Origin of the sequence: Pseudarthrobacter sp. B4EP4b, assembly GCF_006680095.1 — a bacterium.
Taxonomy (GTDB): domain Bacteria; phylum Actinomycetota; class Actinomycetes; order Actinomycetales; family Micrococcaceae; genus Arthrobacter.
Map to the genome: position 1 here is coordinate 5168 of NZ_VHIJ01000052.1, position 14519 is coordinate 19686.

Below are 14519 nucleotides of genomic sequence, written 5' to 3' on the forward strand. Positions count from 1 at the left end.
TCAATTGGCAGAGCATTCGACTGTTAATCGAAGGGTTGCTGGTTCAAGTCCAGCAGGAGGAGCAACCCAAAAAATCCCCGTTCCTTCCCTTGGAAGGAGCGGGGATTTTTCTTTCAGACAAAGTCCATCTCCACCTGCAGGAAGCGCTCTGCCTCCGCGATCGCGGCCAGGAACGCCTCCTTTTCGGTGGGTGACTTGCGCGGCTGGCGCGGGTTCCATTCGTGCGGTGCGGAATGGACACGTACGAATCCTGTTTCCGGCGGCGCATAGAAGATGCCGAACCTCTGCACGGGCCATTCCGGAGAGGTTTCGGGGGCCACCAGGAGCGCTGCGTTGAAGGCCGGGTTAAACCACTGGGCGATCGGCCGGCGGCGGTCTTCGGTGAATAGCCCGGCCGCATAGAGGGCCGCCGACTGCTCGCCGCTCTGGGCACACAACCGCTCCCACCACAGTGGCAGTATCCCGGTATCGCACCGTTGCCACGTGGCCGGGAGCTGCGGTTGATCCTGCCAGCTTGGCACAAACAACATTTTATCGCGGCAGGGGCGTCCAGCGGCAGACGGCGCGGTACCGGCACGCAGACGCGAAAGAAGGCCTAGGGACGGTTCCAGGGGCCGGGGTTGACCCGGTAGAGCAACGCGGAGCCAACCAGCATGCCCAGCACAATGCCCATGGCGGGATTGCCCAGGGCGCGCCCCGCGAAATAGCCCACGACGGCGCCCAGCACCGCCCCGAGGAAGAGTCCCCGGCGGTTCCGGTGCGGCTTGCGCCTGGCAGGATTCTTTGGCATCAGGAGGGCATCGGCAGTCAGTGGATGGATGGGACGGTCCGCGGCCGGACCACGAGCCACAAAGCCGCGATGGCCAGCAGGATGCAGGCGGCCTGGACGGCGCCCATCGGGGTGGCGCTGGTGATGCCCAGCCAGCCGACCACCGGCGAGATGAGGCCGGCGGTCAGGAAGGTCGCGGCACCCAGCAGCGAGGCGGCAGTGCCGGCCTGGCCCGCATGGCCGGCCAGGGCGAGGACCTGGACGCAGGGGAACATAAAGCCCGTGCCCATGATGTAGAACCACAGGGGAACCATAACGCCCCACAGTCCCAGCCCGAGCTGGTCGAACACCACGATCAGCAGTGCCATCAGGAAAGTCCAGGCGGTGGCTCCGGCAAGGATCCACTGCGGCGGCACCCGGCGGATGAGGCGGGAGCTGGTCTGGATGCCGGCCACGATGCCCAGTGAATTGATGCCGAAAAGCAGGCCGTACTCCTGTGCTGAGAAGCCAAACACGTCCTGGAACAGGAAGGGGGAGGCCGAAAGGTAAGTGAACAGCCCGCCGAAGTTCAGGCCGGCCACCATCAGCAGGCCAACAAAGATCCTGTCGCTGAACAGGATGCCGTAGCGCTGGCGCATCGTCATGCCGCTCTGCCGGCGTTTTTCCGGGGGCAACGTCTCGCGGACCAGGAACAGGGCGGCGACAATGACCAGGGTGCCGTATGAGGCAAGGAACACAAAGATCCCAGGCCACGCCATCACCAGGAGCAGCTGTGAACCGATCACGGGAGCCAGGATCGGTGCCAGCCCATTGACCAGGGACATACGCGAAAACATCTTGACCATGGCGTAACCGGAGAAGAGGTCCCGCACCATGGCCATGGCCACCACACCTCCGCCGGCTGCTCCCACACCCATCAAAACGCGAAAGATGCCCAGGGTAGTGATGTCGGTGGACAGCGCGGCGCCAAGCGAGGCCGCAATATGCAGTGCCGTCGCCAGGATCAACGGCATCCGCCGGCCCGCCTTGTCGCTGAATGGCCCCACCACGAGCTGGCCGAAGGCAAAACCCACCGTGGTCCCGGCCAGGGTCAGCTGGACCTGGGCTTCGGTGACGCCCAGGCTCGCCTCGAGGGCGGGAAAGGCTGGAAGGTAAAGGTCGATCGTGAACGGACCCAGGGCAGTGAGGGCGCCGAGCAGGACGATGTACAGGAGTTTGCGGCGGCGGCTCAACAGATCGCCCGGATTGCTGGGAGTGGTCACGATGATCAATCCTAGGCCCGGGATAACAGATTTTTGCAGCGTTGTAGGCCGCGCCGTCCGGCAAGCCCCGGAGTCCGCCATTGAACTGAATGATACTTTTGGGGGCGGGGACGGTGCAGCTGCACTCTCCCGCAGCACATGGAAGCCGAATCCACCATGAAACAGTAAGGCGGGACCGATGAGCGGACGTCACAGCGGGCGGACCAGCCAGGGAGTGCGCATCGCCGCGCTGCCCGGGACGCTTAAACTCCTTTTCCGGTTGGCGCCCCGCCAGCTCAACGACGAGATCGCCTTCGCAAAGATTGAGCTGAAGCGTAAAGGTGTCCAGGTTGGAGTTGCTTCCGCTTTCCTCGCTGTGGCCCTGGTCTTTGTCCTCTTCCTCGTGGTGGCACTGATCGTTGCCGCCATCATGGGACTGGCCACCATCATGCCCGCCTGGCTGGCCGCACTGCTGGTTTCCGCGGCGTTCCTGCTGATTGCACTCATTGGCGGACTGATCGGCGTCAGCAGGTTCAAGAAGGCCATGCCGCTGCTGCCGGAGGAGACCATCCGCGGCATCAAGCACGATATTGGCGTTGCCAGGGAGGGATCTGCCTTCAACCCTGCGGTCCTGGACCCCCAGAGTCCCGAGGCAAAAGCTGCCAAGGCAGCCAAGGCGGAAGCCGCTGCGAAGGCCAAGGCTGAAAAGGAAGCCAAGGCCGCAGAGCATAACAAGGAATTCCCGCAGGCCTCCGAGCCGGAAATCGCCCGCCGCCTCGGCCAGCGCCGCCACCACCTCGCCGAAGTCCGCGACGACCTCGGCGATGAACTCGATGTCAAAACCCAGGCCCGGTTCCTTTTGGCTGCTGCGCAGGTCAAGATGCGTGAGGGCCAGGTTCTGGCCGTCCGGGGCAAAGACCTCGCCGCGAGCCGGCTGGCCGGTCTCTCGGAATCCACCGGAGGCCTGGGTGCGCGGTGGAAACCTCTGACTGCCCTTGCGGCCGCCGGGACCGTGTTGGTTGTGCTGGTCCGAAAGCTCCTCCGGACGTACTAGCCCCGGCCACACTCAGGCTGCTCCGGCAGCCCGGCAAGACAAAGGCAGTGGCAGTGAACAGGGACACGAATCGTTAGTACGCGCCGCAGGGCAGCAGGAAGGAAAGGGGACGGGATGAAGTTCATCGGTGCCGGCTCCCGTCCCGGCCGCCCCCAGGTCGACCACGACCGCGTCTTCACCATCCCCAACCTGCTCACCGTTGTGCGGTTTATGGGCGTGCCGCTGTTCATTTGGCTGGTCTTGGCACAAAAGCAATACGCCGCAGGCGTGGTGGTTTTGGCGGTTATGGCCGGAACGGACTGGATCGACGGGTACGTAGCCCGCCGCTTCGACCAGGCCTCGAAGCTCGGACGGGTCCTGGATCCCATCGCCGACCGCCTGGCTCTGATCGCCGTCGCCGTCACGCTGGTGATTGCCGGCGTCGTCCACTGGCTCTACCTTGCCGCGCTGGTAGTCCCGGACGCCATCCTGCTGGCCCTGACGCTGTCCTTCTTCCGCGGCCACCCGGATCTTCCGGTCAGCATTGTGGGAAAGGTCCGCACCGGCCTGCTGCTTCTGGGCACTCCGCTGCTGGTCCTCTCGCGACTGGATACGAAATTCTCTGATGAGCTGTTCGTGGCAGCGTGGATTGTGCTGGGCCTGGGCCTGATCGGCCACTGGATAGCCGCCTACAACTATTTCTGGGCCATTCTGCGCAAGGGCAGAAGGCTGCATCACGACGGCGGGACCGCCTGATGGTCTGGCTCGCCGTGGTACTCGCGGTGCTGGGTGCGTTCTGCCTGGCTTTGGGTGCGCAGCGCCAGGGCAGTGCGGTCAAGGCCGACACCGGGGGATTGGCCCTGAGCTCGAACGGGTTCCTCCGCCTGTTGAGGAACCCGCGCTGGGTGTTCGGCCTCCTCCTGCTGGGTGCCGGAATGGCGATGAACGCTGTTGCCCTTGTCTCGGCCCCGCTGACCGTCGTCCAGCCCATCGGGGCCATCGCGCTCGTCATCACCACCATCATCAATGCCAAGGACCAGGACCTGACGATCAACCGGGCAACGGTGGTTGCCATCTCAGCCTGTGTGACAGGCTCGGCACTCTTTGTCATCCTCGCGGTCAACGTCACCCAGGAAAACCACCACGTAAGCTTCGCCGACGAACTGACGATCGTCCTGCTGCTGGCCCTCGCCGTCGGACTCTTCGGCACTTTGGCAGTCATGTTCAAGCACCGGATCAACGCCTTCGTCTACATCCTGGGGGCCGGGGTGCTCTTTGGATTCGTAGCCGTACTCACCCGGATCATCGGCAAGCACCTGCTCGATCCCAACGGGCTCTTCCTGCTGAACGTGCAGTGGTACTCAGTGGTGGCCCTCATCGCCGCAGGTGGACTGGGGTCATGGTTTGTCCAAAACGCCTACTCCTCAGGGCCGCCGGACCTGGTCATCGCAGGACTCACCGTGATTGATCCCTTAGTGGGAATCGCCATCGGGATTGTCATCCTCGGCGAACTCCGTCCGGATGTGCACGCCGTAATGGCCATTGCCATGGGAACTGCCGCATCCCTTGCTATCGTGGGGGTAATCGCCCTTTCCAGGCACCACCCCGAGGTCACCAAGCGCAAGAAGGACGCGCCGCGGGCCGCGGGCAAGCCAACCCTGTAGTCCTGTCCGCCCTTCCTGTCCATCCAGTCCCTTCCAGCCAGCAAATACACGAGGCCCCGGCGCCAGCCGCGGCCGGCCGTGCTGTCAGTACACGCTGTCCGCACCGTGACCATCAGGAGCCCTCCACGTGACCACGCCCGCAGACCAGCGACCCCTGACCATCCTGATAGCTGCCGACACCTACCCGCCGCACATCAACGGCGCAGCCCAGTTCGGCTACCGCCTGGCGAAGGGAATGTCCGGCCGCGGCCACAACGTGCACGTGCTGGCCTGCCGTGCGGACAACGGCAAGAGCTTCACCGAGTTCCGCTCGGAGGCAACCGTCCACCGGCTCCGCTCGCACGGGGTCCCCACGCACGAGTACTTCCGGATCTGCTTCCCCTGGGAAATCAAGAAGGAAATCAGCCTCCTCTTCGACCGCGTCCAGCCCGATGTGGTGCACATCCAGAGCCACTACATGATCGGCGAGCACGTCCTCTATGAAGCTGTCCGGCGCGGCATCCGCATCGTTGCCACCAACCACTTCATGCCGGAAAACCTCAACCCGTTCCTTCCCTTTCCCCAGTGGTTCAAGAACATTATCGGGCGCATCTCCTGGAAGGACATGGGCAAGGTCATGGGCCAGGCCGATGTGGTGACCACCCCCACCCCGCTGGCGGCCAAAGCCATGCACCAGCATGCCTTCCTGCGCAAAGTCCTTCCGCTGTCCAACGGCATCGACTCCGCCGCCTACGAACTGCAGCCCGGCGAACAGATCGAACCGCACGCCCACCCCACCGTGTTGTTCGTGGGCCGCCTGGCGGAGGAAAAGCATGTGGATGTGCTGATCGAGGCCATCGGCAAGACGCCCGCAGAGCTGAAGGTTCACTTGGAGATCGTGGGCGGCGGCGAGGTGCGGTCCAACCTCGAAAACCTCGTCCAGCGGCTCGGGCTGGGGGACCGGGTGAAGTTCCTGGGCCTGGCCAGTGACGAGGAGCTGCGGAAGGCCTACATCCGGGCGGACCTGTTCTGCATGCCCGGCACAGCAGAGCTTCAGTCGCTGGTCACCCTGGAGGCGATGTCGGCGTCCACCCCGGTGGTATTGGCAGACGCCATGGCCCTGCCGCACCTGGTCCGCGACGGCGAGAACGGATACCTGTTCACCCCCGGTGACAGCGACGACCTGGCCAAAAAGATCACCCTGATCCTGGAGCTGCCCGCGGACCAGCGCGCAGCCATGGGCCAGGTCAGCCGGCAGATGGTGGAACCGCACAGCATCCAGGGAACCCTGCAGACCTTCGAGGACCTCTACCGCGGCGCCGGATTCGAAGACAAGGTGGTCTAAACGCCTTCCGGGGTTTGCTAGAGTGTTTTTGCCCTGCTGCCGACCACTGTTGGTGGAAGGTTCGGGGCATCAAGGGGCTATAGCTCAGCTGGTTAGAGCGCGGGACTCATAATCCTAAGGTCCTCGGTTCAAGTCCGAGTAGCCCTACTTTCAACACCGCGGAAACCGCGGCCGGTGCACATCGCCGGCCGCGGTTTTTCTTTCTTGCGGCCAAAACAGGGACGCCCATCACGTCCCGCACTGTTCCTGGTAACGCCCCATCACCTCCCGCAACATTCCGGCGAACGCCCCATTAGTGTTTCGAGCTTCCCTCGGTCGGTCCGAACACGTGCCTGGCGCAGCCGCCGTTGAGCCCTCTCTCCCAAGTGATAGAGCCATGCTCCAAAACCTGCAGGAGGTGATGGGGCGTTTGGGGGAGGAGGCATGTCCTTATACAGGCCTTTCGAAAGAGCCCCGGATGCGGTATGTTACTGACCAGTAACATACCGTGCTCATTCCGCGAGCCCCGGTCACCGCTGATCACTTGCGAGGTAACCATGTCCACGTCCGATTCCAACCTCAGCCTGCCCTACGCCGACGGCGACTTCTATGCCTTTGAACAGATGCTGAGCGCCAAAGAGCAGGACCGGCTGGCGGAGGTCAGGGACTTCCTGGCCCGCGAGGTCAAGCCCATCGCCGTGGACTGCTGGAACCGTGGCGAATTCCCCATGGAGCTGATTCCGAAGCTCGCCGGAATCGACCTGGTCAGCCCGGTCCGGCGGCAAGGGCACTCCAACCTCTTCGCCGGCCTGATGCACGCCGAGGTGACCCGTGCCGACGCTTCCATCTCCACTTTTATGGGTGTGCACGACGGACTCTTTACCGGTTCCATCGAAGCCCTGGCCTCCCAGGAGCAAAAGGACGCCTGGCTTCCCGACATCTATTCACTTCGGAAAATCGGGGCTTTCGGCCTGACCGAACCGCTGGGCGGATCGGATGTGGCCGGCGGGACCCGCACCACTGCCAAGCGCGAGGGGGACTCCTGGATCCTCAACGGCGCCAAGCGCTGGATTGGTAACGCCACCTTCTCTGACTGGGTGGTCATTTACGCACGCGACGTCGACGACAACCAGGTCAAAGGGTTCCTGGTGGACACCACGCTGGAGGGCTTCAGCGCGGCGAAGATCGAGAACAAGATCGCCCTCCGGACCGTCCAGAACGCCGACATCACCCTGGAAAACGTGGTAGTCCCGGACTTTTACAAGCTGGCGCACGCCAACAGCTTCCGGGACGTCAACAAAGTCCTCAAGGTCACCCGCCTTGGGGTCGCCTGGCAGGCTGTGGGCCAGCAGCTGGCAGCCTTCGACGTGGCGCGCCGCTACGCAGTGGAGCGCCACCAGTTCGGCCGGCCCCTTGCCTCCTTCCAGCTGGTCCAGAGCCAGCTCGTACAGATCCTGGGCAATGCCGTCAGCTCCATGGGCATGATGGTCCGGCTCTCCCAGCTTGAGGATGCCGGCGAGGCGAAGGACGAGCAGTCCGCCTTGGCGAAGGCCTTCACCACGGCCAGGATGCGTGAAAGCGTGGCCATCGGCCGGAACATCCTGGGCGGCAACGGCATCGTGACTGACTTTGAGATGGCAAAGATCTTCGCCGACGCCGAAGCCATCTACTCGTACGAGGGAACCCACGAGATCAACACCCTGGTGACAGGCCGGGCGATCACGGGAATATCCGCCATCGTCTGACCAGGCATGTCACCAGGTGGCTGGCCTCCGGCTGAGGTACGTCGCTGCCTGCTAGCCCAGCGGCAGCAGGATGGACGGCCGCAGGTCCATGACGAACTGCAGCGGATTGACGTAGTCGTCGCCGCGCCGGACGCCCCAGTGCACACAGGACGCGGCGGCGCAGTGGCCTGGCTTGAGCGTCCCGAGCACCTCCCCGGTGGCTACCATGCTGCCGGCGGTCAAGGTACTCTCCACGGGTTCGAAGCTGCTGCGTAATCCGTTGCCGTGGTCTATGGTGATCACCGGCCGGTCCACCACCACGCCCACGAAGCTGACGGTGCCCGCCGCCGGCGAAGTGACCTCTGCGCCGTCGGACACCGCCCCCAGGTCTACACCGCGGTGACCGCTGAGCCAGGGCTTGGGCGGCGGATCAAAATCCCGCAGCACGTTGGGGCGCGGGGCGAGCGGCCACCTCCACGACGGCGCTGCGACGGTGGCGGAAACTTCCGTCTGATGCGCCGCAGTGGAGGGTGCCGGGCCGAACGCCAGTACCTCTTCGGCCGGGGCCAAGGGGGCGGGCAGCAGGAGCAGGGCCGCAAGCAGTGCCGATGGTTTCATGAATCCAGCGTGCGCGGGTTGAAAAGCTGCCGGCAGGGCCAGGTTCCCGTATGTGGAAAAAGCACGTCGACGCCGTCGTCCAAACCTTTCTGCATGTCCTCCGCGTGCGGGGGCCTGTAGTACACTTGATGGAGCAGTTTGCTGCGCCCTCAACGCTTTCCGTCCAGCGTCTATCCCAAAGGTTCTTCCTACGGTATATGCCCCTGTCCGGCCTGCGTCGGCACATCTCATTCAGGAGTGTGGGGGAGCGGCGGCTGACTACGCGCGTCCAGCCCTTTTCGGAGGATCGGACTTCCTGCGGTCAGGACCACGGTCCTGATGGGAAGCACGATGGACGCCAGGAGCACGGCCCGCCCGGGCCACGCTAATCAACCGTCAACTATTGGCAGGGTAAGAAGCCCCAGGGGTTTCTCATGAATGACCTGCCGGAAGGAGCGTCGGCATGCCCGTCGTAACTATGCGCCAGCTGCTTGACAGCGGCGTCCACTTTGGACACCAGACCCGCCGTTGGAACCCGAAGATGAAGCGCTTCATCTTCACCGAGCGCAACGGCATCTACATCATTGACCTGCAGCAGTCGCTGTCCTACATCGACCGCGCCTACGAGTTCGTGAAGGCCACCGTTGCACACGGCGGCACCGTGCTCTTCGTCGGTACCAAGAAGCAGGCCCAGGAAGCAATTGCCGAGCAGGCAACCCGCGTGGGCCAGCCGTACGTGAACCAGCGTTGGCTCGGCGGTATGCTGACCAACTTCCAGACCGTCGCCAAGCGCATCCAGCGCATGAAGGAACTCGAAGAGATCGACTTCGACGACGTCGCCGGCTCCGCTTACACCAAGAAGGAGCTCCTGCTCCTCAAGCGTGAACTCACCAAGCTCGAGTCCAACCTCGGCGGTATCCGCAACCTGACCAAGGCACCCTCCGTGCTCTGGATCGTGGACACCAAGAAGGAACACCTCGCCGTTGATGAGGCCAAGAAGCTGAACATCCCGGTTGTGGCCATCCTGGACACCAACTGCGATCCGGACGAGGTCGACTTCCCGATCCCGGGCAACGACGACGCCATCCGCTCCGTGAACCTCCTGACCCGCGTTGTTGCCGACGCCGTTGCCGAGGGCCTCATCGCCCGCAACAACCGCGGCACCGGCGCCACGGAAGCTCCGGAAGAGCCGCTGGCCGAGTGGGAGCGCGAACTCCTCGAAGGCAGCAAGGCTGAAGAGGCTGCCGCTCCCGCTGCCGAGGAAGCCCCGGCTGCTGCCGAGGCTCCCGCCGCAGAGGCAGCTCCGGTTGCCGAAGCTCCGGCTGAAGACGCCAAGTAACACAAGTACATCCGGATTTCCCGGTGCCGCGTGCGGCGCCGGAGCAGCTGACAGGATGGCGGCCCACTTTCGTGGGCTGCCGTCCTGTCGGTCCGTACACCACAACACATTTCTAGACAGAGGGGTTCACATGGCGAACTACACTGCCGCGGACATCAAGGCCCTGCGCGAGCGCACCGGCGCCGGCATGATGGACGTCAAGAAGGCTCTTGACGAAGCCAACGGTGACGCCGAGAAGGCCATCGAAATCATCCGCATCAAGGGCCTCAAAGGCGCTACCAAGCGCGAAGGCCGCTCCACTGCTGAAGGCCTGGTGGCCGCAAAGGTCAGCAACGGCGTCGGCGTGATGATCGAAGTCAACTGCGAGACCGACTTCGTGGCCAAGGCCGACAAGTTCATCCAGCTGGCCGACAAGGTCCTGGCCGTTGCCGTCGAGTCCGGCGCAGCCGATCTCGAGACCCTGCTGGCCACCGAAGTTGACGGCAAGCCGCTCTCCGAGGTCGTCGTCGAAGAAGGCGCCGTCCTGGGCGAAAAGGTTGTTGTCCGCCGCATCTCCCGCGTTGAGGGTGCAACGGTTGACGCCTACCTGCACAAGACCTCCAAGGACCTCCCGGCCCAGGTTGGCGTGCTGTTCGCCGTCGACGGTGAAGGCGAAGCCGCTGCCACCGCCGCCCACGATGTTGCAGTCCACATCGCTGCCATGGCCCCGAACTACCTGACCCGCGAGGATGTTCCGTCCGACCTGGTTGAGTCCGAGCGCCGCATCGCCGAAGAGACCGCAAAGGCCGAGGGCAAGCCCGAAGCCGCACTCACCAAGATTGTGGAAGGCCGCGTGACCGGCTTCTACAAGGGTGAGGTGCTGGTTGACCAGGCATTCGCCAAGGACGCCAAGAAGTCCGTGGCACAGGTCCTCGAAGAGGCCGGTGTCAAGGGAACCGCGTTCACGCGTTTCCGCGTCGGCTCCTAGCCGGTACTGCAAGGGGGTGGCCACTTCGGTGGCCGCCCCTTTTGCATGCAACGGGCCAGTTCCGAGCATCGGCCCAAGCAGGATAATCTTTTTTCAGACCCCCAACCGGAAGGCATCATGGAAGCCGTCAACACTGTATTGCAGCCAGAGAAAAGTCGACGCCGGGTCCTCCTGAAGCTCTCCGGCGAGGTTTTCGGCGGCGGGAAGCTGGGCGTTGACCCGGAGACCGTCCGCGACGTCGCCAAGCAGATCGCCGCCGCAGTTCCCGAGGTGGAAGTGGCCATCGTGGTGGGCGGCGGCAACTTCTTCCGCGGCGCCGAGCTGTCCCAGAGCGGCATGGACCGTTCCCGGGCCGACTACATGGGCATGCTCGGAACTGTGATGAACTGCCTGGCACTGCAGGACTTCCTGGAGCAGGCCGGCGTCGAAACCCGGGTCCAGAGCGCCATCACCATGGGCCAGGTGGCTGAAGCGTACATTCCCCGCCGCGCCATCCGGCACATGGAAAAAGGCCGTGTGGTCATCTTCGGTGCAGGCGCCGGGCTCCCGTACTTCTCCACGGATACTGTTGCCGCCCAGCGTGCCCTCGAAGTCCATGCCGACGTCGTCCTGATGGCCAAGAGTGGCGTGGACGCCGTTTACACGGCCGATCCAAAGAAGGACCCGTCAGCAGAGCGGCTCGAAACGCTCAGCTACGACGACGCCCTGCGCCGCGACATCCGTGTGATGGACCAGACTGCCATGACCATGTGCAAGGACAACAACCTCTCCATGGTGGTCTTTGGCATGGAGGGTGAGGGCAATGTCACCCGCGCCATCCTGGGTGAAAAGCTCGGCACGCTGGTCACCGCCTAGCTACGGCTAGGATGTTTTCAGGACAGTTCCGCCCCCGTCTTTCGCGACCGGGGGCGGAAAACAGCAACCGAGAACCACGTGCACGGAGCAGGCGCCCCGGACTGCACCAGAACCGTCAGGAGAGACCGTGATAGAAGAAACCTTGCTCGAAGCCGAAGACAAGATGGACAAGGCCGTTGAGGTAGCCAAGGAAGACTTCGCTTCCATCCGCACCGGCCGGGCCAACCCGGGGCTCTACAACAAGGTCCTGGTGGACTACTACGGTTCCCCCACACCGCTGCAGCAGCTCGCATCCTTTGCTATCCCGGATGCACGCACCATCCTCATCACCCCGTTCGATAAGACGGCACTGCGCGACATCGAACGCGCGCTGAGCGACTCCGAGGTGGGCGCCAACCCGTCCAACGACGGCAACGTCATCCGGATCACCATTCCGGAACTGACCAAGGAACGCCGCAAGGAATACGTCAAGATCGTCAAGACCAAGGGCGAGGACGCCAAGATCTCCATCCGCAACATCCGCCGCAAGGCGAAAGAAACCCTGGACCGCCTGGTCAAGGACGGGGAAGCCGGCGAGGACGAGGGCACCCGCGCCGAAAAGGAACTGGACGGCATCACCAAGGCCCACGTGGACGGCATCGACGAGCTGCTCAAGCGCAAGGAAGCAGAGCTGCTCGAAGTCTGATGGGCCAGGCAGAACAGGCCCCGGCACAACGGGCGCGCACACGGGGGAAGCAGCCCAGGAGCAATCCAACACCAAAGGCCGGGCGTAACCTGCCGGCCGCGGTGGTGGTGGGCCTGGCCATGCTGTTCGCGGTGCTGGGCGGCCTGCTTTTCCTTCCGCTTGGGTTTGTGGCGGTGACCACCACGTTTGCCGTCTTCGGTGTCTGGGAAATCTACCGGGCATTGGAAGCGAACGGCACCCGGATGCCGATCGTTCCAGTGATGACGGGCACAGTGGCCATGCCGTTCTGCGCCTACCTCGGCGGCATTGAGAGCCTGCTCTTCGCCATGCTGCTCAGCTCGGTGGCCGTCCTGCTGTGGCGGTCGGTGGAAAGCGCTGCGGGCTCCGCCAACAGCATCTTCGCCGGTGTGTTCACCCTGGGCTGGGTGCCGTTTTTTATCAGTTTCGCCGCCCTTCCGCTGCATGCCGCAGGAGGCGCCACCCCGCTGGGTCTCTGGCCGGGCGGGACCATTCCCGACGGCGCGTGGCAGGTGGCGGTGATGCTGCTGCTGGTGGTATCCAACGACACCTTCGGCTACCTGGTGGGAGCCTCCCTGGGAAAGCATCCCATGGCCCCGAAGATCAGCCCGAAGAAGTCCTGGGAAGGATTCGCCGGTTCCATCGCCGGTGCCATGCTGATCGGCGTCCTTGCCTGCCTCTTCGTGCTGGATAAACCCTGGTGGGTGGGCATCATCCTGGCGGTAGGAACCGTGGCGGCTTCCACCGCCGGCGACCTCGCCGAATCCATGGTCAAGCGCGAACTCGGCGTCAAGGACATGAGCAGCATCCTGCCTGGACACGGCGGCGTGATGGACCGGCTCGACTCCATCGTCTTCGCCTCCCCGGTGGTGTTTATCCTGTACGGGCTGGTTGCCGGAGCCTGACGCGGACTTAGCCTGACACAAACCCTTGCCGGATCCGGCCGCCCCTAGACTGGGCGGAAGCGATACGGCGGAAGAGCATTGAAGGAATCACAGTGGCATTGGACATTCATCGGCAGATCCCTGCGTCCTTTGAGCGCGTGCAGCGCAGCGAATATGGCTACAACGCCAAGCAGGTGGACCAGTTCCTGCAGCGGGCGCGGGTTTCCCTCGAAACCCCGGAGGCCGCGGCGCACCCCGTCAACAGCTCGGATGTCCGGGCGGTCTCTTTTGATCCGGTGAAGGGCGGTTATTCCGCCGCGGTAGTGGACGCGGCCCTGGACCGCCTTGAGGACGCCTTTGCCCGCCGCGAACGGGACGAGCTGATTGCCGCGCAGGGCGAGGAGGCGTGGCTGCGCGAAATCGGAAATCTGTCCGGCATCCTTCGTGGCCGCCTGCACCGCCCTGACGGTGAGCGGTTCCGCCGGCCCGCCAAGAAGAAGGCCCGCAGCTACAACACCGCCGACGTGGACAGGCTGTGCCATGAGCTCATCGCGTACCTTGAACAGGACAAGCCGCTGAGCGTGGACAACGTCCGCCGGGCAGTTTTCCGTCCCGCGTCAGGCAAGGACGGCTACGAGGAAACCCAGGTGGACGCTTTCCTGGACCGGGTGGTTGAACTGATGGCGGCCATCGACTGAGGCGTTCAGCCCTTATCCGGGGGCGTGGGGGAGAGCGGCGTGAAGCGGCGCCACAGATTGCGGTAGCGTCGGCCCCCGCGCAGGACGGACACGGCGAGGAAACCCGCTCCGCACACGGCGCCTGTCACCGTGGCCACTGCCGTACCGGCGCCTGCCAGCGTCACCAGCAGTCCCGCCAGGATGGCAATCAAGGTAGCGTTCGCCGTGGTCATGAAGATCATGCTGCTGCCAGCCACTTGGCTGAAGCTTCCCCTGGCGCCGAAGAAGTAGTAGGTCTGCCTGGAACCGGCCTCGTCGTCGTGGTGTGCCGCCATGAGGTACGGTGCCACCCCGGGATCCAGGTCCACGTAGGCCGCGCGCAGCCTGTTCATGGCGGTGACGTACATCAGGTCCTCGTAGGCGACGTTCATTACCCGGAGCTGGGTCAGGAGCCCAATCGCCGAGTCGATGAACAGGACAACCACGGCCAGCAGGACAAAGGCATCGGAAAAACCCGTGGCCTGCCCTACCAGCGCAACACTCACCACACTCGCGGACGTAAAGGTGAGGAACATGCTGATCCGGGTCAGCACCTCGCTCTGGGTGGTGCTGCGGGAGGCAAGCAGGCCCCAATGCTCAGTGGCCAGCAGCTGCGCCCGCACGGACGGGGGGACTTCGGCCGGTGCGCCGGACGGGCTTTCGCCCTCGATGGACATGGCGCAATTCTCTCCCATCACTGGCATCAGCGCGAGGAAAAGGGAGT

Annotated in this window: 16 protein-coding genes and 2 tRNA genes; 13 read left to right on the forward strand and 5 right to left on the reverse strand. The window is 64.1% G+C overall.

Translation table 11 applies throughout. The features are described 5' to 3' along the window. Window positions 1-59 (forward strand) — tRNA-Asn (locus FNL14_RS18240). A gap of 54 nt (window positions 60-113) precedes the next feature. Here the strand turns inward: FNL14_RS18240 and FNL14_RS18245 are convergent. The 3 genes from FNL14_RS18245 to FNL14_RS18255 all read right to left on the reverse strand — a co-directional run bounded on the left by FNL14_RS18245 (window position 114) and on the right by FNL14_RS18255 (window position 2037). Further along, the gene (locus tag FNL14_RS18245; RefSeq protein WP_142062916.1) at window positions 114-521 is read right to left on the reverse strand and encodes a hypothetical protein; all 408 of its coding nucleotides are present in this window, start codon (window positions 519-521) and stop codon (window positions 114-116) included. A 74-nt stretch (window positions 522-595) separates the two neighbouring features. After that, on the reverse strand, window positions 596-790 hold the full coding sequence (locus FNL14_RS18250; RefSeq protein WP_142062918.1) for a hypothetical protein: 195 nt from the start codon (window positions 788-790) through the stop codon (window positions 596-598). Between the two features lie 17 nt (window positions 791-807). Continuing rightward, window positions 808-2037: a multidrug effflux MFS transporter gene (locus tag FNL14_RS18255; protein WP_142063016.1), complete on the reverse strand. Its 1230-nt coding sequence runs from the start codon at window positions 2035-2037 to the stop codon at window positions 808-810. 172 nt (window positions 2038-2209) lie between these two features. On the opposite strand from FNL14_RS18255, the gene FNL14_RS18260 reads away from it, so the two are divergent. The 6 genes from FNL14_RS18260 (at window position 2210) to FNL14_RS18285 (ending at window position 7755) form a co-directional block, all read left to right on the forward strand. Beyond that, window positions 2210-3064, forward strand: coding sequence for a phage holin family protein (locus tag FNL14_RS18260; RefSeq protein WP_142062921.1), 855 nt, complete (start codon window positions 2210-2212; stop codon window positions 3062-3064). 114 nt (window positions 3065-3178) lie between these two features. After that, complete coding sequence (locus tag FNL14_RS18265; protein WP_091418237.1) at window positions 3179-3799, forward strand: CDP-alcohol phosphatidyltransferase family protein; 621 nt, start codon at window positions 3179-3181, stop codon at window positions 3797-3799. Further along, window positions 3799-4707 (forward strand): DMT family transporter, encoded by a 909-nt coding sequence (locus FNL14_RS18270; protein WP_091418235.1) that lies wholly within the window; start codon window positions 3799-3801, stop codon window positions 4705-4707. The genes FNL14_RS18265 and FNL14_RS18270 overlap by 1 nt, the downstream gene beginning before the upstream one ends. Window positions 4708-4834: 127 nt before the next feature. Next, window positions 4835-6031 carry a glycosyltransferase gene (locus tag FNL14_RS18275; protein WP_142062923.1) on the forward strand — a complete coding sequence of 399 codons (1197 nt, stop codon included), beginning with the start codon at window positions 4835-4837 and terminating at the stop codon, window positions 6029-6031. A 73-nt stretch (window positions 6032-6104) separates the two neighbouring features. Further along, window positions 6105-6178: transfer RNA gene (locus FNL14_RS18280), tRNA-Ile, on the forward strand. 389 nt (window positions 6179-6567) lie between these two features. Beyond that, the gene (locus FNL14_RS18285) at window positions 6568-7755 is read left to right on the forward strand and encodes an acyl-CoA dehydrogenase family protein (RefSeq protein ID WP_142062925.1); all 1188 of its coding nucleotides are present in this window, start codon (window positions 6568-6570) and stop codon (window positions 7753-7755) included. A gap of 51 nt (window positions 7756-7806) precedes the next feature. Here the strand turns inward: FNL14_RS18285 and FNL14_RS18290 are convergent, their stop codons facing one another. Further along, the gene (locus tag FNL14_RS18290) at window positions 7807-8352 is read right to left on the reverse strand and encodes a M23 family metallopeptidase (protein WP_142062928.1); all 546 of its coding nucleotides are present in this window, start codon (window positions 8350-8352) and stop codon (window positions 7807-7809) included. Between the two features lie 442 nt (window positions 8353-8794). Between FNL14_RS18290 and rpsB the strand changes: the two genes are divergently transcribed. From rpsB to FNL14_RS18320, 6 genes are all read left to right on the forward strand, one after another. After that, complete coding sequence (gene rpsB, locus FNL14_RS18295) at window positions 8795-9670, forward strand: 30S ribosomal protein S2 (protein WP_091418229.1); 876 nt, start codon at window positions 8795-8797, stop codon at window positions 9668-9670. Between the two features lie 130 nt (window positions 9671-9800). Further along, window positions 9801-10637, forward strand: a complete 837-nt coding sequence (gene tsf / locus FNL14_RS18300; RefSeq protein WP_009357886.1) for a translation elongation factor Ts — start codon at window positions 9801-9803, stop codon at window positions 10635-10637. A gap of 117 nt (window positions 10638-10754) precedes the next feature. Next, window positions 10755-11492, forward strand: coding sequence for a UMP kinase (gene pyrH, locus FNL14_RS18305; protein WP_091418227.1), 738 nt, complete (start codon window positions 10755-10757; stop codon window positions 11490-11492). Window positions 11493-11619: 127 nt separating this feature from the next. After that, window positions 11620-12177: a ribosome recycling factor gene (gene frr / locus FNL14_RS18310; RefSeq protein ID WP_091418226.1), complete on the forward strand. Its 558-nt coding sequence runs from the start codon at window positions 11620-11622 to the stop codon at window positions 12175-12177. Next, window positions 12177-13100 carry a phosphatidate cytidylyltransferase gene (locus tag FNL14_RS18315; RefSeq protein ID WP_142062931.1) on the forward strand — a complete coding sequence of 308 codons (924 nt, stop codon included), beginning with the start codon at window positions 12177-12179 and terminating at the stop codon, window positions 13098-13100. The genes frr and FNL14_RS18315 overlap by 1 nt, the downstream gene beginning before the upstream one ends. Window positions 13101-13192: 92 nt before the next feature. Next, a complete protein-coding gene (locus FNL14_RS18320; protein ID WP_142062934.1) occupies window positions 13193-13777 on the forward strand; it encodes a DivIVA domain-containing protein in 585 nt (194 codons plus the stop codon). A gap of 5 nt (window positions 13778-13782) precedes the next feature. On the opposite strand, the gene FNL14_RS18325 is transcribed toward FNL14_RS18320, so the two are convergent. Next, window positions 13783-14472: a hypothetical protein gene (locus FNL14_RS18325; RefSeq protein ID WP_142062938.1), complete on the reverse strand. Its 690-nt coding sequence runs from the start codon at window positions 14470-14472 to the stop codon at window positions 13783-13785. Between the last annotated feature and the right edge of the window lie 47 nt (window positions 14473-14519).